15 protein-coding genes are annotated in these 18,088 nt (G+C 38.2%); all 15 read left to right on the top strand.

From position 1 onward, the window contains the following. Position 1 precedes the first annotated feature (1 nt). The 15 genes from ACXAGS_RS02300 to ACXAGS_RS02230 all read left to right on the top strand — a co-directional run bounded on the left by ACXAGS_RS02300 (position 2) and on the right by ACXAGS_RS02230 (position 18,088). A complete protein-coding gene (locus tag ACXAGS_RS02300; protein WP_474904173.1) occupies positions 2-1,048 on the top strand; it encodes a VWA domain-containing protein in 1,047 nt (348 codons plus the stop codon). After that, positions 1,041-1,931, top strand: a complete 891-nt coding sequence (locus tag ACXAGS_RS02295) for a tetratricopeptide repeat protein (protein WP_474904172.1) — start codon at positions 1,041-1,043, stop codon at positions 1,929-1,931. Before ACXAGS_RS02300 ends, ACXAGS_RS02295 begins: the two co-directional genes overlap by 8 nt. Then, a complete protein-coding gene (locus ACXAGS_RS02290) occupies positions 1,931-3,715 on the top strand; it encodes a BatD family protein (protein WP_474904171.1) in 1,785 nt (594 codons plus the stop codon). Before ACXAGS_RS02295 ends, ACXAGS_RS02290 begins: the two co-directional genes overlap by 1 nt. After that, positions 3,712-4,476, top strand: a complete 765-nt coding sequence (locus ACXAGS_RS02285; RefSeq protein ID WP_474904170.1) for a tetratricopeptide repeat protein — start codon at positions 3,712-3,714, stop codon at positions 4,474-4,476. The genes ACXAGS_RS02290 and ACXAGS_RS02285 overlap by 4 nt, the downstream gene beginning before the upstream one ends. Before the next feature lie 55 nt (positions 4,477-4,531). Further along, positions 4,532-4,819 carry a hypothetical protein gene (locus tag ACXAGS_RS02280; protein ID WP_474904169.1) on the top strand — a complete coding sequence of 96 codons (288 nt, stop codon included), beginning with the start codon at positions 4,532-4,534 and terminating at the stop codon, positions 4,817-4,819. Between the two features lie 80 nt (positions 4,820-4,899). Next, on the top strand, positions 4,900-6,495 hold the full coding sequence (locus tag ACXAGS_RS02275; protein WP_474904167.1) for a SulP family inorganic anion transporter: 1,596 nt from the start codon (positions 4,900-4,902) through the stop codon (positions 6,493-6,495). A 2-nt stretch (positions 6,496-6,497) separates the two neighbouring features. Then, positions 6,498-7,124, top strand: coding sequence for a carbonic anhydrase family protein (locus tag ACXAGS_RS02270; RefSeq protein ID WP_474904166.1), 627 nt, complete (start codon positions 6,498-6,500; stop codon positions 7,122-7,124). 96 nt (positions 7,125-7,220) lie between these two features. Next, complete coding sequence (locus tag ACXAGS_RS02265; protein WP_474904165.1) at positions 7,221-9,065, top strand: SulP family inorganic anion transporter; 1,845 nt, start codon at positions 7,221-7,223, stop codon at positions 9,063-9,065. A gap of 107 nt (positions 9,066-9,172) precedes the next feature. After that, on the top strand, positions 9,173-10,192 hold the full coding sequence (gene pheS / locus ACXAGS_RS02260) for a phenylalanine--tRNA ligase subunit alpha (RefSeq protein ID WP_474904164.1): 1,020 nt from the start codon (positions 9,173-9,175) through the stop codon (positions 10,190-10,192). Positions 10,193-10,198: 6 nt separating this feature from the next. Beyond that, a complete protein-coding gene (locus ACXAGS_RS02255) occupies positions 10,199-10,594 on the top strand; it encodes a hypothetical protein (RefSeq protein WP_474904163.1) in 396 nt (131 codons plus the stop codon). A 282-nt stretch (positions 10,595-10,876) separates the two neighbouring features. Next, entirely contained in the window at positions 10,877-12,073 is a 1,197-nt protein-coding gene (locus ACXAGS_RS02250) for a pyridoxal phosphate-dependent aminotransferase (protein ID WP_474904162.1), read from the top strand. Positions 12,074-12,089: 16 nt separating this feature from the next. Then, positions 12,090-13,193, top strand: a complete 1,104-nt coding sequence (locus ACXAGS_RS02245) for an AEC family transporter (RefSeq protein ID WP_474904161.1) — start codon at positions 12,090-12,092, stop codon at positions 13,191-13,193. A 139-nt stretch (positions 13,194-13,332) separates the two neighbouring features. Next, positions 13,333-13,818, top strand: a complete 486-nt coding sequence (locus ACXAGS_RS02240; protein WP_474904159.1) for a GbsR/MarR family transcriptional regulator — start codon at positions 13,333-13,335, stop codon at positions 13,816-13,818. An 18-nt stretch (positions 13,819-13,836) separates the two neighbouring features. Beyond that, entirely contained in the window at positions 13,837-14,913 is a 1,077-nt protein-coding gene (locus ACXAGS_RS02235) for an efflux RND transporter periplasmic adaptor subunit (RefSeq protein ID WP_474904158.1), read from the top strand. Positions 14,914-14,935: 22 nt separating this feature from the next. After that, positions 14,936-18,088, top strand: a complete 3,153-nt coding sequence (locus ACXAGS_RS02230) for an efflux RND transporter permease subunit (protein ID WP_474904156.1) — start codon at positions 14,936-14,938, stop codon at positions 18,086-18,088.

Here is an 18,088-nt window from a genome sequence, read left to right as displayed (position 1 = left end):
GATGGTGCAGTTTGACGAAAAATTATATTTCTATTTGCTGGGTATAATCCCGGTTCTTGTGCTTTTGTATCTATTGGTCTTGGTATGGAAAAAAAGCAAACAAAAAGAGTTTGCGGACAAAAGGCTTTTAAAAAGGCTAGCACCAGACCGTTCTGTCTTTAAATCTACCCTAAAATTGGTCTTTCTGTTGCTTGGCATTTCGTTCTTGGTAATTGCTCTTGCAAATCCTAAGATAGGAACCAAACTAGAGACCGTTAAAAGAGAAGGGGTAGATATTGTTTTTGCCATAGACGTATCAAAAAGTATGTTGGCAGAAGACATTGCCCCTAATCGTTTAGAAAAAGGGAAAAGATTGGTTTCTGAAATCATTAACCAGTTGGCAAGTGATCGTATTGGTATTATAGCATATGCCGGTCAGGCGTATCCGCAATTGCCGATTACAACAGACTACGGGGCCGCAAAAATGTTTTTGCAAAGCATGAATACAGATATGCTTTCTTCTCAAGGAACGGCTATCAATTCTGCAATAGATTTAGCAAGTACATTTTATAATGATAGTGAACAAACCAACCGTGTTTTATTTATTATTTCTGACGGTGAAGACCACTCTGAAGGCAATACTATAGATGCCCTTGAAAAAGCCGTAGAAAACGGTATTAAAATCTATACCATAGGTGTGGGTAAAAGCAAGGGGGCGCCAATACCCATAAAACGTAACGGAGTTGTAGAGAGTTTAAAGAAAAATAACGAAGGTGAGGTAGTAATTACCAAGCTAAACGAACCCGTTTTAACCGAAATAGCCAATGTTGGTAACGGTGTATATATTAATGGGGCCAACACGGAAGATGCTGTTACCTTTATAAAAGAAGAATTGGCAAAAATGGACAAAAAGGAATTTGAGGCCAAGCAATTTGCAGAATATAAAGACCAGTTTCAATGGTTCTTGGCTTTAGGACTACTATTTCTATTTTTAGATATTTTTCTATTGGATAGAAAAACACAATGGCTTAAAAAGTTGAATCTTTTTAATGAAAAAGAACATGAATAAGATAAAAGTATTACTCCTTTTAAGTGTTCTTGGGCAAACTGTTTTGTTAACTGCCCAACAGGACAAGGAAACAACAGAACTAACTAAAGAAAACCTAGATGCTTCCATAAATTTAACTTTTGAAGCAAATAAGGCTCTCGTAGAGAACAATTTTATTGCCTCTGAGGCCGATTATAGAAAAGCTATTTCTAAAAGCGATAAAAACGCGACCGCACCTTATAATTTAGGTAGGGCCTATTACAATAGGGAAGGTATGACAGAAGCATTTACCCGCTTTAAGGAAGCAGGTGAAAAAGCAATAGACAAAGAAACTAAGCACAAATCTTATCACAATTTAGGTAACGTTTTTATGCGTCAAAAAGATTATAAAAATGCGGTAGAAGCCTATAAAGAGGCCTTACGCAATAATCCTACAGACGATGAAACACGGTATAATCTGGCTTTAGCCAAAGAAATGCTTAAAAAAGAACAAGAGCAAAACAAAGACCAAAACAAGGACAACCAAGACCAGAACAAAGATCAAAATAAGGACCAAAACAAGGACAACCAAGACCAGAACAAAGACCAAGGCGATCAAAATAAAGATCAAGAAGGTGACCAAAAGGACGACCAAAATAAAGACCAAGGCGATCAGGGAGATCAAGGCGACCAAAAACCCGAAGAAAATAAAGAAGGAGAAGGCGATAAAAAAGAAGAACAGAAAAAACAACCTAACCAAGGAGAGGAACCCAAAAAACAAGAACGCCCTAGACCCAACCAACTTTCTAAACAACAGATTCAAAATCTGTTAGAAGCCATGCAAAACGAAGAAAAGAAAGTGCAGGAAAAAATAGATGCCAAAAAAGTAAAAGGAGCAAAAGTTAGGAACGAGAAAGATTGGTAATGGCACTAGTTACACACACATATAGGTTTATTCTTTTACTATGCTGTATAGCTTTTAGTGGTTTTAGCTATGCGCAGGATGAAGTTACTTTTACCGTAAACTTAAGCAAAGAAAAATTAGGGCTTAATGAGAGACTACGCGTTGAGTTTACCATGAATAAAGACGGAGACAATTTTAACCCTCCTAGCTTTGAAGATTTTCAGGTAGTGATGGGGCCGTCCCAATCTATAAAATCGTCCTGGATCAATGGCAAAAGAAGCTATAGTAAAACTTATAGTTATGTTTTAAAACCCACGGCCCAAGGTAAATTTAACATAGGCCAAGCCACGATTCAAATAGATGGTGAAACCTATAAAACATTACAAAAAACCATAACGGTTACCGAAGCGGTAGACAACCCTAACGCACCTAAAACAGCAGATGACGTTGCCGATGAGAGCTTACATTTGGTTGCCGAAGTTTCACAAAACAACCCGTACCTTAACGAAGCGGTTACGGTTGTCTATAAATTATACATTAGCCCAGATATTTCCGTAACCAATTTTAGGCCCTTGGATAGCCCCAAATACAATAACTTTTGGAGCCAAGATATTCCGGTAACCAAGTACAATACCGTTAATAGCACTTACAATGGTAAACCGTACCGCAGTGTGGTACTAAAACGTGTGGTTCTTTATCCACAGAAAACAGGAAAATTAGACATAGAACCTTTAGCCTTAGAGGTCTATGTAGATGTACCAACCAATAGACGAGATTTTTTTGGCGGAAGGGTCTATGCCCAAGCTAGCAAAACCGTCTCTGCCGGCAAACGAATTCTAAACGTAAAGCCCTTGCCAGAAACTGGAAAGCCAGAAAATTTTGGTGGTGCCGTTGGCCAGTTCGACTTTAATGTAAAAACCAGTAAAACTTCCTTAAATGCTTCAGAATCCTTACAAGCTACCGTTGAAGTAAGTGGAAAAGGAAATTTAAAGTTGTTTCAATTACCAGAGCCAGAACTTCCAAGTGCTTTAGAGGTTTATGAACCAGAATACGACGAGAACGTTCGTACCACATCTAGCGGAATGAGCGGTACCGTAAAAAACAACTATACCATTGTACCTGCTTACCGAGGTAAATACCCTATTCCTGGAATTCAATTCAGTTATTTTGATCCAGAAACCAAAAGTTATAAGACCATTACCTCCAATGAAATAATGATCAATGTGGTAGAAGGTCCTACAGCTAATGATTCCAATACAACAACCAGCAACGGAGCTCAAAAAATTGCGATAAACACCAATACCAATCAATTTCATTTTATTAAAGTAAACCCCAATCTAGTCGCTATTGGCCAGAAACCATTCTTTGGCTCAAAGCTTTTCTTAGGTCTATTGTTGGGGCCATTAGCGCTTATACCCCTATTTATTCTCTTTAGGAAAAAGAGAAAGGAAAAATCCCTAGATGTAGAAGGCAATAGGTTACGCACAGCCAATAGGTTGGCCCGTAAATATTTGGGCAAGGCTAAAAAACAGTTGGGCAATAAAGAAGCTTTTTATGATGCTTTGGAAAGGGCTTTACACAACTATTTAAAAGCCAAGCTTAAAATAGAAACGTCAGATTTTAGTAAAGACAAAATACATGAACTACTTGCGTCAAAAACTGTAGAAGAACAAACAATTCTAGAATTTAATGCGCTACTTACAAGTTGTGAGTTGGCTAGATATAGCCCAAGTTCTAACGTACAGATGCAAGAAGATTACAAAAAAGCTAGTATGGTTATCTCAAAACTAGATAAGCAACTATGAAAAAACTAATCGTTATACTATTGTTTTTGTTTGCGGTTGGCCATGGAGCTAACGCGCAAAACGAGGTTCTTTTTAGCAAAGCTACAGAAGCTTACAACAAGGCTAAATATAGTGATGCCATTGAACTCTATACCAAAATATTAAATAACGGCAAGCACTCTTCTGAGCTCTATTTTAACCTAGGTAACTGTTATTATAAATTGGACGAAATAGGCTTAAGTATCTATTATTATGAAAAAGCCTTGTTACTGAACCCAACGGACCAAGAAATTAAGAATAACTTGGCCTATGCGGAAAACATGAGATTAGATGCAATTTCTACGGTGCCTAAAACTTTTATGGCACGTGTTCACGATCAAGTTGTAGGACTATTTAATTATAATCAGTGGGGCTATTTCGCAATTGTATTTGTAATTCTTTTTGTCTTGTGTTATATCGTTTACTATTTACTTTCTGCCTCTATGCCAAAGCGTATAGCCTTTGTAACTAGTATTATTGCCTTAATTTTATGTGTTTCTAGTTTATTTTTGGGTTATTTAAATCTTCAAGACTACAAAAAGGATAACCCGGCCATTATTTTAAAAAGAGAAATTACCGTTAAAGCAGAGCCCAATAAAAGAAGTGAGTCCTTATTTGCTTTACATGAGGGTACTAAAGTTAATATTGAAGCCACATTGGATAGTTGGAAAAAGATTAAAATTTCTGACGGCCAAACAGGTTGGGTAGAGCAGAACGTTTTGAAATCTCTAAAAGATTTTTAAATTCGTTAAGTACATATCAATTCAATCCTATTAAATTTGGGATATTAACGGTTTTATGCATTATAAATTAGCGCTCTTCTTTTGCCTTACCCTTCTCTCTTCATCTTTTTTACCGGTGATCAGAGCAAGTTTGGATTGCCCAATTGTACAAAACCTATCTGAAGAAGAACAACAAGAAAACCAAACCGAAGATTCAATTAAACCGTTTGTACTTAAGGATAGTACTTTACCAATTATGGCTAGGGTATTTCATCGCAAACTGGATTTTAATAATATTTTATCGGTAATTAATCTAAACATTGCCATAGAGGTATTATCACCTCCACCCGAAAACTTGTTTTAAGTTTTAACCAAAATACAATGGTGTTAACTACCTGTAAACTAATACACCATTACCTATACCAATAATAAAAATTTAAAACAATGTTTAAGTATATTAAAAACGATTTACCGGCAAGTATTGTCGTATTTTTTGTAGCCCTGCCTTTATGTTTGGGTATTGCGCTAGCCAGTGGCGCCCCATTATTTGCTGGCTTAATAGCGGGTATTGTAGGAGGTATTGTCGTAGGTGCCTTAAGTGGCTCGCAAATTGGCGTAAGCGGCCCTGCTGCAGGTTTAGCCGCAATTGTACTCGCAGCAATTAGCACCCTAGGGGGATACCAAAACTTTTTGGTGGCCGTAGTTATTGGAGGTGTTATCCAAATTCTATTTGGCATCCTAAAGGCGGGAGTTATTGGATACTACTTTCCTTCTTCCGTAATTAAAGGAATGCTCACCGGTATTGGAATCATTATAATATTAAAGCAAATTCCACACTTTTTTGGATTTGATAACGACCCCGAGGGCGACTTCTCCTATTTTCAAATAGATGGTGAAAATACCTTTACAGAAATATTCAATACCATAAGTGGTATTGTAGCAGGAAATTTAAGTGTGGGCGCCACCTTAATAGCTATTGTTAGTTTGGCTATTCTTATTCTATGGGATAAGGTTCTGAGTAAAAAAGGAAAAATATTTCAATTAGTTCAAGGCCCATTAGTGGCTGTTGCACTTGGTATTATCTTTTACATGTTAACTAAGGATGATGCTACTTTGGGCATTTCCAAAGATCATTTGGTAAGTGTTCCCGTACCGGATTCTTTTGATTCTTTTTTAGGGCAGTTTAGCTTCCCAAATTTTAGTGCCATTGGTGACCCACAGATTTGGATTACCGGTTTTACTATTGCCTTGGTAGCAAGTTTAGAAACCTTACTTTGCGTAGAAGCCACAGATAAAATAGACCCCATGAAACGTGTTACCCCTACCAACAGGGAGTTAATGGCTCAGGGTACCGGTAATATTATTTCTGGAATGATTGGTGGTTTGCCAATTACGCAGGTTATTGTACGTAGTTCTGCTAACATACAATCTGGCGGTAAAACCAAGCTTTCTGCTATTGTACACGGTTTCTTTTTGTTAATTTCCGTAATCTTAATCCCTACTTTACTAAATAACATTCCGCTTTCTGTATTGGCGGCAGTGTTATTCATTGTAGGGTTTAAATTAGCAAAGCCGTCGCTTTTCAAAAAAATGTACAACTTAGGTTGGAAACAGTTTATTCCATTTATAGTCACTGTATTAGGAATCATTTTTACGGATTTATTGGTAGGTATTGGCTTAGGTTTGGCTGTAGGCATTGTAGTTATCCTTATCAAAAGTTATCAAAACTCGCACTTCTTACATATAGAAGAATCTGAAAACCACAAAAAGGTTAAAATGACCTTGGCAGAAGAAGTAACCTTCTTTAACAAAGGAGCCATCCTAAAAGAACTAGATAGTTTAGAAGAAAACTCTTATCTAGAACTAGATGTTACCAAAACCAGGTATCTAGACAATGATATTATCGAAATTTTGGAAGATTTTTCAGAAAAAGCCAAGAACAGAAATATCAATATTAAAATTATATCAGAACGTGGCGAGGTAGAAAATCCGCCTAGTTATATCGAATTTTTCAATTTAAAAAAGAAACAATCAGCATAGATATGAAAGCACATACTGCAGAAACACAGGCCACCATGACGCCTGATAAGGCTATACAATTTTTAAAAGAAGGTAACCAGCGTTTTCAAGCTAACCTTAAGGCCAATAGAAATTTATTAGAACAAGTTAATGATACTAAAGACGGGCAATTCCCATTTGCCACTATACTAAGTTGTATAGATTCTAGAGTCTCTGCCGAGTTGGTTTTTGACCAAGGTCTTGGCGATATCTTTAGTGTACGTATTGCAGGTAATTTTGTAAACCAAGACATTCTTGGTAGTATGGAATTTGCTTGTAAATTGGCCGGTACTAAAACTATTGTAGTTTTAGGCCATACCTCTTGTGGTGCGGTTAAAGGTGCTTGCGACCATGCAAGAATGGGTAACCTAACAGCACTAATAAATAAAATAGAACCTGCCGTTTTTGCGGTTAAGGAGCCAAAAGAAGAAGAGAAACGCAACTCTAAAAACCTAGAATTTGTAGATGCCGTTTCTAAAAAGAACGTGGAGCTTACCTTGGAGAATATCCGTAGCCAAAGCGTTATTTTAAAAGAAATGGAAGAAAAAGGCGAAATAAAAATTGTTGGCGCCATGTATGACATTGCCAGTGGCGAAGTAGAATTCTACTAAGAGTAACTTCCTAAATAAACAAAAGGTCAACTTTAATAGGTTGGCCTTTTTTATGTAAAATATTAGCTATCTTTCTTTTTTTACAACCAACATATTATGTTTAAACATCTAAAGGGCGACCTATTTGGTGGGTTAACCGCAGGTATTGTTGCATTACCATTAGCATTGGCATTTGGAGTTAGTAGTGGCCTAGGCCCAACGGCTGGTCTATACGGTGCTATTTTTATTAGTTTTTTTGCTGCATTATTTGGTGGTACCAACACCCAAATTTCTGGCCCAACTGCACCTATGACAGCAGTGAGCATGGTGGTAATTGCGGGAATAATGGCTACAAACGATGGTAATTTAGACAAAGCCTTACCCATAATCTTAGCCGTATTTCTATTGGCTGGCTTGCTACAAATAGCGCTTGGTTTTTTAAAGTTGGGTGTTTATATTAAATACATACCTTACCCCGTGGTCTCCGGATTTATGACCGCTATTGGCGTCATTATCTTAATCACACAAATATTGCCGGCCATTGGTTATTATCCAAAACAAGATGATGCTTACGTGGAGGGCTTTACCCAACAAGCAGAGGCGGAGTTATTAGCCAAAACGCTTAAAGATAATCAAGGCGAAGGCGTTTTAGAGCTCAATCATTTTAAGCAAACCATAGAAGAAGCATCTTCCATTAAGACCACGGACATTGCTAAAGAAGCGCAGAATTTGGCAGGTAAAAAAGCATCTGGGGTTATTGGTACCTTAAAAATTTTACCAAAAGCCCTACAACATATTAATTGGTTAGAATTTGGATTAGCCTTGGCTACCATTGCTATCATTTACGGGTTTAAAAAAATTACAACTGCTGTACCCAGCACTTTGGTAGCATTGATTTTAGTTTCTGGTGTAGCCGTGGGCTTTAAATTACCTTACATTCCCATTCAAGAAATTCCCGCTGGGCTACCCACTCCGCATTTCGAGATATTTTCTCAATTTAGTTTTAGTGCGATAAGTCCGTACATTTTTACAGCACTCACCTTAGCTTTATTGGGCGCTATAGATTCCTTATTAACTTCTGTTGTAGCGGACAACATGACCAATACCAAACATAAACCTAATAAGGAATTAATGGGACAAGGTATTGGTAATACCATTGGCGCCCTTTTTGGAGGTATTCCTGGGGCTGGCGCCACCATAAGAACCGTAATTAATATAAAATCTGGTGGAAAAACGCGTTTAAGTGGAATGATTGCCGGCGTTTTATTGCTCATAATTTTACTTGCCCTAGGGCCTATTGCCTCTAAAATCCCAGCTGCCGTATTAGCTGGTATTTTGGTCACCGTAGGTATTGGAGTTATTGATTACAAAGGTTTAAAAGCTATTCCCTACTTGCCTAAAGACATAAAACTGGGACCCATAAAAATGAGTTCAGAAATGGTGATTATGCTTGTGGTCATGGTGCTTTCTTCGGTTTGGAATTTGGTTTACGCCGTGGGCATTGGTCTAGTTATGGCTTCTTTAATTTTTATGAAGAAAATAGGGGACCTTACCGCTAAAAATTCTGCCGTACGGCAATTACCGTTAGAAGAAACGTGGGAAGATGAGCAACAAATACCTACAGAGATAGACCAGAAAATTTTCATTAAACATATTAATGGTCCGTTGTTCTTTGGCTCTACCAATGAAATACAGCAATTATCTGCACAGATACCAGAAACCGCAAATATTGTAGTGTTTAGAATGGACCGCATGCCTTACTTAGACAAATCTGGATTAAACGTTTTGGAAGATGTGATGCTCAATCTATGTACCAATGGGGTAAAATTGGCCGTTGTAGGCCTACGAGAGCAACCAAAGTTAATGATGGAAAAGATTAATATTTTTCCAGAATTGGTGCCAGAAACACAGGTTTTTCCAAATTTTGAAGCTTGCTTAAGTTGGTTAAAAACCGAATTGTAAATAAAAAGTTGCATTAATAGTATACTTAGAACAACTGTTCATTGGCCAATTGCCCATATATTCTAGGACAATTTGCTAAATTTGCGCTCTCTAAAAGCCATCTAACAATGATAGATACCCTAAAGGAACATTTGGTAGCCGTTGAAAACTTTAGTTCTCAATCTCCAGAAGAAATAGAAAACTTCAGGATTAAATACCTTGGTAAAAAGGGGTTGATGAATGAATTCTTTGCCGCTTTTAAAACCATTCCTAATGACCAAAAGAAAGAGTTTGGCCAAGTTATCAATCAATTAAAACAGGCAGCTACAGAAAAGGTTAATGCCTTAAAAGAGGCTTTAGAAGACCAACAAGATACCGCTGGTGTTTATGGCGATTTAACCCGACCAGGACAACCCTTGGAATTAGGCGCTAGACATCCTATTTCTATTGTTAAAAATCAAATTATAGATATTTTTTCTAGAATTGGCTTTAATGTGTCCGAAGGGCCAGAGGTGGAAGATGATTGGCACAACTTTACAGCACTAAATTTACCAGAATACCACCCTGCAAGAGATATGCAGGATACTTTTTTTATACAAACCAATCCAGATATTTTGTTGCGTACACATACCTCATCCGTACAGGTGCGCTACATGGAGAACAATAAACCACCTATTAGAACCATTTCTCCAGGACGTGTGTATAGAAATGAAGCAATTTCGGCACGCTCGCATTGCTTTTTTCACCAAGTAGAAGGTTTGTATGTGGACAAGGATGTTTCTTTTGCCGACTTAAAACAGACCTTACAATATTTTACTACAGAGATGTTTGGTAAAAGTAAAATTCGTTTACGCCCTTCTTACTTTCCATTTACGGAACCAAGTGCAGAGGTAGATGTATACTGGGGCTTAGAGACAGAAGCAGATTACCGTATGACTAAAGGTACGGGATGGTTAGAAATTATGGGTTGCGGTATGGTAGACCCAAACGTTCTTAAAAATTGCGGTATAGACCCAGAGGTATATTCTGGTTTCGCTTTTGGTATGGGTATAGACCGTATTGCCATGCTGCTGCATCAAATTACAGATATTAGGTTGTTGAGTGAAAACGATATTCGTTTCTTAAAACAATTTAAGAGCGCCCTTTAAATTATCATGAAAAAAGACATAGAAATTCCCATAGCTAAAGATGTGCATGTGGTTATTGCACAAGAATGGAACAAAGAGTTTTTAGCTAAGGATTGGAATGCCTACATCATCAATAACAGAAAAGATGCCATAGAAATGGTACTCGTTGTTTCTAAAGGCTATTTAGAGGATAAAAAAACATCTACTATGCGGCACGGAATAGGCACCCTAGCAGCAAAGTCTTTTGCCAAAATAGAATTAGTACAAGAAGATGTATTGGCCCTGAAAAACGAATTTTTTGTCACCTTCTTCGCAGAAAACAAGCTTTTTGAAAAACGTTTTGTTTTCCCAGAGCATACTGTAGCAGAAAAAAACCTTAAACCAATTCCAGTCTTAAATCTAGATGGCGTTATACCAGAATAAACATCTTTAAATCCAGCGCACCTCATAAATATGGGTGTTAAAATTCAAAAACTAGATGTTTTTTATCAAATACCCCATAAAAAACTATGGTTAAAGTAATTGAAAGGTGTTTTTGGCAAAAACTTGCTGTAAATGTGTTTGCGCAATAAGAATAATAAAAAATAGTAGTGTCTAAATTTTGATATTCATAATCTGAGATACTTATTTTTGTTGTATTGACATTGGAAGTAAAGTGAAATCACAGTACTTTTAAAAGGCTGACAATCACAAAAATAACTTCCAATGAACACTCCTATTTTAAACCGACGCAATTGGCTTAAAAAATCTGCTATCACCGCTAGTGGATTAATAGCTGCTCCGTATTTGGGCTTCGCTAAAACTAGTACCAATATTCCGTTAACTTTAGACCAAGAAGGGAATATTTTATACAGTCCTTTTTTTAAAGAATACCTTATAGCTACACACACGGAGTTTAAACCACTAAAAGCTAAATTAAATGCCAATGAAAATCCGTATGGTCCTTCCCCCATGGCCGTACAGGCAATGACAGACGCAGTGAGTGGTGCCAACAGGTATGCATGGCGAGAATTATTTCAGCTAATGGATAAAATTGCAACCTTTGAAGGAGTTGAAGCTAAAAATATAATCATGGGTCCCGGGTCTTCGGATTTATTAGAAAAGGCCGCCATGGTTTACTTTCAAAATGGTGGCAACGTGGTTTCTGCAGACCCCGCTTACATGTCTTTAATAAAGGTGGCAGAAGCCTGCGGTGCTACTTGGAAACCGGTTCCGTTGAAAGAAGATTGGTCGCATGATTTAGATGCCATGGAAAAAGCCATTGATGCTGAAACTAAACTAGTCTATATCTGCAATCCCAACAATCCAACCGGCACTATTACCGATAGCAAAAAGTTATTGGATTTCTGCTCTAGAGTTGCCGATAAGGTAACCGTATTTGTAGACGAGGCCTATTTATGGTATTTAGATGATGGTGCCAAACATAGCATGGTTAATCTTGTAGCACAAGGAAAAGACATTATAGTTGCCCGTACTTTCTCTAAAATACATGGTATGGCAGGTATACGAGTGGGTTATGGGGTTGCACCAGAAGCTACTTTAGATAAAATACAAAACATAACCAGAGGCGGTATGGGTATTAGCTTTCCATCCGTACATGCTGCAATTGCCGCAATGGACGATGAAGAATTCATTACTTCTTCAAGAGCCAACAATGCTGAAGCCAGAACATTTGTTTGTGACAATCTTAAAGCTATGGATATAGACTACGTGCCTTCCCATACCTCTTTTGTCATTTTTCCTATCGCGTTAGAAGGGAAAGAATTTTTAAGTAAAATGGCCGCACAAGAAGTTGGTGTAAGGGCATTTAACTTTATGGGTAAAAATTGGTGCCGTGTAAGTATGGGTACAATGCCAGAGATGCAACTATTTATAGATGCTTTACAGAAAGTAATCGTCTAATTAAAATTTGTAGGAGGTGGGGTTACAGAAAATTTTAGTTTTTTTAATTTTTATAGGGATAGGTCTGGTTCTAAAGACCAAGTTTAAGTCAAAATCTGAAATAACGGGGTTAAAAAAAATAATACTTAACCTTGCCTTACCCGCTACCATTTTTATTGCTTTACTAAGTGTTGATATAAAAGGAGAACTGCTCCTTTTGCCAGTGCTTGCATTGGCCCTAAATTTCACACTTTATTTTACCGCGCCCCTATTGTTACCTGTTATTGGTATTGAAAAAAATAGCGCCAATTATAACACCGCAAGACTTCTTTTTCCTTCACTGGCCCCAGGGTTGTCTTGTTTTCCATTTGTTCTAGAATTTTTAGGCGATTCGTATTTGGCGCAAGCTGCAATGGCCGATCTTGGAAACAAAGTATTCGTGCTAATTATATTATACTTGATTGCTATGCAATGGTATTTAAAAAAACATGCCCAAACCACTAAGTTTAACAAAGAAAAGCTCTTAGATTTAGTGAAGGTATTGGCTTTTGAGCCGGTAAATCTATTTATCGCTGCGGCATTAATCTTAATGGTTTTGGGGCTACATATGGAAAACCTACCTTTTGCGCTCTCCGAAAGTTTATCTAGAATTAGCCTACTCATGACCCCGTTGGTGTTGCTCTTTATAGGTTTGGCCGTAAACATTCAAAAAAAACAATTTGCTCAACTCCTTTCACTTTTACTATTAAGAGCCGCCGTAAGTTTTTTAATAATTGGCCTATTAGCAGTTTTCATTAAAATGGAAACCAATACCCTATTGCTCGCATTAGCATTTTCTTTAAGTGCTTGTAGCTTTTGGCCCTATGCCCATATAGCCGCAATAGAAGCTATGGAAAAAGCGGTAGACAACCATAAAAAAACCTTTAATGGCAACTTCGCCATTTCTATTTTAGCCCTTTCTTTTCCGTTATCCACTATTTTGGTTATGGCCGTTTTAAATAGTGGAAATACACTAAGTAATCCGTTGTATCTATTCTTAATTGCCTTTGGCCTTTTCCTATCCGGAGCTATTTTTCCTACACTTAAAATGCTTAAAGCCAGAAAGCAAGCATGGAAAGAAAAACCAGCTTACGAAGGTTAATTAACACTTCCAATCCTTAAAATTAATTACTAGCTCTAGCGAATTATCTTTATTATAACAGTGTTTAACAAAACTTTAGTTTTGATTAGTTCGGTTTTTACCGAACCAACCGTACTTTTGCTCAACATTTAAATAAATTATGTCCAGAGAAGAAGTAAAAAAGCGACTTATAGAAGACCTAGGGGTGCATTTTGAAAACATGTACCAAATTCCACCATTGGCCGCTAGGTTATATGCCAGCTTGGTTTTAACGGAGCAAGAAGGGTTGACTTTTGAAGACTGCCAACACAGAAGAGGTGCCAGTAAAAGTTCTATTTCTAGCGCTCTTAACCTGTTATTGAAAATGGAAATCATCTCCTATTTTACAAAACCAGGAGACCGCAAGCGCTACTTTAAGGTTTCAGAAAGTGGTACGTTCTTTTTAAATAAACTAAAAGAACGGTTAAAGCTATTTCAGGCCGAAAAAGAAATTATCTACAAAATCAATGAATACCACGAGCAATACAATCCGGAAAAACATAAAAAGAATCAACCTAAAACATCGGTCTATTTAAACTTTGTTACCGAAAGCGAAAAATTGCTCAATCAAAGTATTGATAAACTTAAATCATTTAAAGAAGACTAAAGCAGAACAACAGATATCATGAATGTAAGAACCATATACACCGTACTGGCCAGCCTTGTCCTTTTTGTTAGTTGCAAGGAAGATCAAAAAGGAGCTCCTCCACAACAAAGTGCACCGTCATTAAAAGTAACCCAACTTAAAAAACAGGATGTTACTACTTATGACCTTTATTCCACTTCTTTGGAAGGGAAGCAAAACGTAGAAATTAGACCAAAAGTTTCTGGTTTTGTACAAGAAATTTATGTGGAAGAAGGGCAGCAAGTAAAAAAGGGTCAGTTACTTTTTAAATTGGAAACAGAATCCTTAACCCAAGATGCCAATGCAGCAAAAGCAGCTGTAAATGCCGCACAAGTAGAGGTAGATAAACTAAAGCCGCTAGTAGAGAAAAACATTATTAGCAACGTACAGTTAGAAACTGCCAAAGCACAATTGGAACAAGCCAAGAGCAGCTACCAAAGCGTCACGGCCAATATTGGGTATAGCCGGGTTACCAGCCCTGTAAACGGATACATTGGCAACATTCCCTTTAAAGTGGGTACGCTGGTTAGTGCCACCACCACAACGCCTTTAACTACAGTCTCTGACATTAGTGAGGTACGTGCGTATTTCTCCTTAAACGAAAAAGAATTATTGGAAATTAAACAACGTGTGGCCAAAGAAGGCCGTACCATTGATGTTAACCGGGCTCCAGAAGTAGAACTGATCATGGTTAATGGTGAGCCTTATGAACACAAGGGTAAAATTGCCATGGTTAACAATATCATCAATAGTACTACCGGTAGCGTTACCTTACGTGCAGATTTTAAGAACCCTGATCTTATTTTAAGCTCTGGTAGTACCGGCGAAATAAAGATTCCCGCAGAACGGAAAGACGTTTTTGTTATTCCTATGACGGCCACGGTAGATCTGCAGGGCAACAAAATGGTATATGTGGTTGGCGATGATAATACCGTGACCAGCAAGCCAATTACCATCATAGACCAAACCCAGGAAAACTACATTGTTACAGAAGGCTTTGAAGAGGGCGATACCTTGGTTACAGAAGGTGTTTCTAAGCTAAAAAGTGGTCAAAAAATAGCCCCTATCACAAAATAAAAGCCCCTAAAAAGACAGACATATGTTTCAAAAATTTATAGATAGACCGGTACTTTCTACCGTAATATCCGTTATCATCGTAATCCTAGGGGTCCTTGGCCTTACTACCTTACCGGTAGAACAGTATCCTGAAATTGCGCCACCAACAGTACAGGTTACGGCTACCTACACCGGTGCAAATGCCGGTACGGTACTTAATAGTGTCGTAATTCCGCTAGAAGAGCAAATAAATGGTGTGGAAGGCATGACTTATATGACGTCCACGGCAAGTAATGATGGTTCTGCCAGTATTAGCGTATATTTTGAATTGGGCACAGACCCTGACATTGCAGCGGTAAACGTACAGAACAGGGTCTCTAGGGCCAATAGTGTATTACCAGAATCAGTAATTGCAACTGGTGTTACCACCCAAAAAACGCAGAACAGTTCCTTGCTGTTCTTCTCCATATTCTCAGAGAACGAAAATTATGATGCCACCTTTGTAGAAAACTATGCCAAAATTAATCTTGTACCCAAATTAAAACGGGTTTACGGAGTTGGTAACGTTAACGTTTTTGGCTCTAAGGACTACTCCATGCGTATTTGGATAGACCCGGACAAAATGGCTTCTTTTAACATTGTTCCTTCAGACATTCAAGCAGCATTGGCAGAGCAGAACCGTGAAGCCGCCACCGGTAAAATTGGCGAAAATGCAGATGGTGTGTATGAGTATGTTTTAAAGTACAAAGGCCGATTGGACGAAGTATCCGAATATGAAAACATCATCCTAAAAACTACGGAAGATGGCGGGTTCCTACGCTTGAAAGATGTAGCGGATATTGAACTCGGTGCATTTAATTACGCGCGTAAAAACTATGGGATGGGTGCTCCTGGTGTTGCGGTGGGTGTATACCAAACATCGGGATCCAATGCTACCGAAATAATCAAAGAGGTTGAAAGTATTTTAGAGGAAAGTAAAGCGGAATTTCCAGAAGGTCTGGATTATGTAATTCCATTTAACACTAAAGATTTCTTGGATGCTTCCATAGACCATGTGGTACAAACCCTTATTGAGGCTTTTATCCTAGTGTTTATTGTGGTGTTTTTGTTCCTTCAGGATTTTAGGTCCACTTTAATTCCTGCCATTGCGGTGCCCGTGGCCATTGTGGGAACTTTTTTCTTCCTGCAAATTTTTGGCTACTCTATAAACATGCTCACCTTATTTGCTATGATTTTGGCAATTGGTATTGTGGTAGATGATGCCATTGTAGTGGTAGAAGCAGTACATGCCAAATTAGAAGAGGGTGCCGAAAGTGGAAAAGCCGCTACAAAATCGGCCATGAGCGAAATTTCTGGAGCCATTATTTCCATAACCTTGGTTATGTCTGCGGTATTTATCCCGGTTTCCTTTATTCAAGGTACTTCTGGGGTATTCTATCAACAGTTCGGTATTACCTTGGCGGTAGCTATTTTAATTTCCGCATTAAACGCCTTAACATTGAGTCCGGCTTTGGCTGCTTTGTTTCTTAAGCCACATACGCATGAAGAAGGTAAGAAGCAGAATCTAAAAGACCGTTTCTTTAACGGCTTCAATAGAGGTTTTAATGCAATTACCGATAAATATACCGGTGCGGTAAACACGCTGATTAAGAGAAAATGGTTAGCCGTTGGATTGTTGGTTATTTTTTCCGGTCTCGCCGTATACCTTTTTAAAAGCACTCCTAGCGGATTTGTGCCTAACGAGGATAGAGGTATCATTTTTGCCAACGTGAGCATGCCACCAAGTACCACTTTGGAAAAAACCGAAGAAACCTTGATGAAATTGGACTCTATATATGCATCTATGGATGTGATTGATAAACGTCTTACCGTTTCTGGTTTCAGTTTGTTAAACCGGGTTAGTGCCGGTTCATACGGTTTCTCTATCATGAAATTACAGGATTGGAGTGAGCGTGAGGCCGACTCCCTTTCCGTAGAAGCTACCTTGGCCAAACTATTTGCGGTTTCGGCACAATTTAAAGATGCCCAGATTATTTACTTTACACCTCCTAGTATACAAGGATTTGGTACTTCGTCTGGTTTTGAAGTACAACTCCAAAGTAAGGGTGGCGCAGATTGGGCAGAGATAGACGAAGTGAAAAATCAATTTTTAGGAGCCCTAAATCAAAGACCGGAAGTACAATACGCCATTTCACAGTTTAGTCCTAATTTTCCGCAATACGAACTGGAAGTAGATGTAGAGAAAATTAAAATGGCTGGTTTCTCAACCACCGATATTTTTAATGCCTTACAAGGTTATTACGGGGGAATATATTCAACCGATTTTAACAAGTTCGGGAAACAGTACCGTGTAATGATCCAGGCAAAACCTGAAGATCGCGCCAATGAAAATAGCTTGAATAAAATCTATGTCCGTAACACCAATGGCGAATCTGTTGCGGTAAGCCAGTTTGTGAACTTAAAAAAGATATATGGACCAGAATCCGTAGAACGATTCAACCTTTTAAGTTCCGTAAAGGTTACCGGGGTACCAAATCCTGGCTATAGTACAGGTGATGCCCTTACTGCCATTGAAGAAGTTGCGGCGCAGGTTTTACCCAACAATTATACGTATGAGTACTCTGGATTAACACGAGAAGAGAGCAAATCTGGCGGTACCACAATCGTAATATTTATTTTGAGTCTGGTGTTTGTGTATTTCTTGTTAAGTGCACAGTACGAAAGCTATATTTTACCGTTTGCCATCTTGCTTTCCTTACCATTTGGATTGGCGGGCGCCATTCTGTTCGTGAATTTGGGTGGATTGGAGAATAATATTTATTTCCAAATTGCTTTGATCATGCTTATAGGACTGTTAGCAAAAAATGCCATTCTTATTGTAGAGTTTGCCTTGCAACGTCGTAAGGAAGGAATGGGATTGTGGGAAGCGGCCATTGACGGTGCCAAAGCACGTTTTAGACCTATTTTAATGACGTCCTTTGCTTTTATCTTCGGCTTGCTTCCTTTGGCACTGTCCTCTGGTGTAGGTGCCATAGGTAACCGCTCTATTGGTATGAGTGCCGTTGGTGGTATGCTTATAGGTACCATTCTGGGAGTTTTTGTTATTCCTGTTCTATTTGTGGTTTTCCAAGCCCTACAAGAACGTTTTAGCGGAGCACCAAAAACCGAAAATCAAGAAAAAGCCTTTAATGCTTAA

Source organism: Croceivirga sp. ABH4_376 (assembly GCF_056160685.1).
Note: the sequence above shows the minus strand (reverse complement) of the source record. Positions and strands in the feature narration are given on the sequence as shown.

Coding starts and splice junctions, on each gene's coding strand:
- ACXAGS_RS02300 (WP_474904173.1), top strand. CDS start 2: ATGGTGCAGTTTGACGAAAAATTATATTTCTATTTGCTGGGTATAATC.
- ACXAGS_RS02295 (WP_474904172.1), top strand. CDS start 1,041: ATGAATAAGATAAAAGTATTACTCCTTTTAAGTGTTCTTGGGCAAACT.
- ACXAGS_RS02290 (WP_474904171.1), top strand. CDS start 1,931: ATGGCACTAGTTACACACACATATAGGTTTATTCTTTTACTATGCTGT.
- ACXAGS_RS02285 (WP_474904170.1), top strand. CDS start 3,712: ATGAAAAAACTAATCGTTATACTATTGTTTTTGTTTGCGGTTGGCCAT.
- ACXAGS_RS02280 (WP_474904169.1), top strand. CDS start 4,532: ATGCATTATAAATTAGCGCTCTTCTTTTGCCTTACCCTTCTCTCTTCA.
- ACXAGS_RS02275 (WP_474904167.1), top strand. CDS start 4,900: ATGTTTAAGTATATTAAAAACGATTTACCGGCAAGTATTGTCGTATTT.
- ACXAGS_RS02270 (WP_474904166.1), top strand. CDS start 6,498: ATGAAAGCACATACTGCAGAAACACAGGCCACCATGACGCCTGATAAG.
- ACXAGS_RS02265 (WP_474904165.1), top strand. CDS start 7,221: ATGTTTAAACATCTAAAGGGCGACCTATTTGGTGGGTTAACCGCAGGT.
- pheS (WP_474904164.1), top strand. CDS start 9,173: ATGATAGATACCCTAAAGGAACATTTGGTAGCCGTTGAAAACTTTAGT.
- ACXAGS_RS02255 (WP_474904163.1), top strand. CDS start 10,199: ATGAAAAAAGACATAGAAATTCCCATAGCTAAAGATGTGCATGTGGTT.
- ACXAGS_RS02250 (WP_474904162.1), top strand. CDS start 10,877: ATGAACACTCCTATTTTAAACCGACGCAATTGGCTTAAAAAATCTGCT.
- ACXAGS_RS02240 (WP_474904159.1), top strand. CDS start 13,333: ATGTCCAGAGAAGAAGTAAAAAAGCGACTTATAGAAGACCTAGGGGTG.
- ACXAGS_RS02235 (WP_474904158.1), top strand. CDS start 13,837: ATGAATGTAAGAACCATATACACCGTACTGGCCAGCCTTGTCCTTTTT.
- ACXAGS_RS02230 (WP_474904156.1), top strand. CDS start 14,936: ATGTTTCAAAAATTTATAGATAGACCGGTACTTTCTACCGTAATATCC.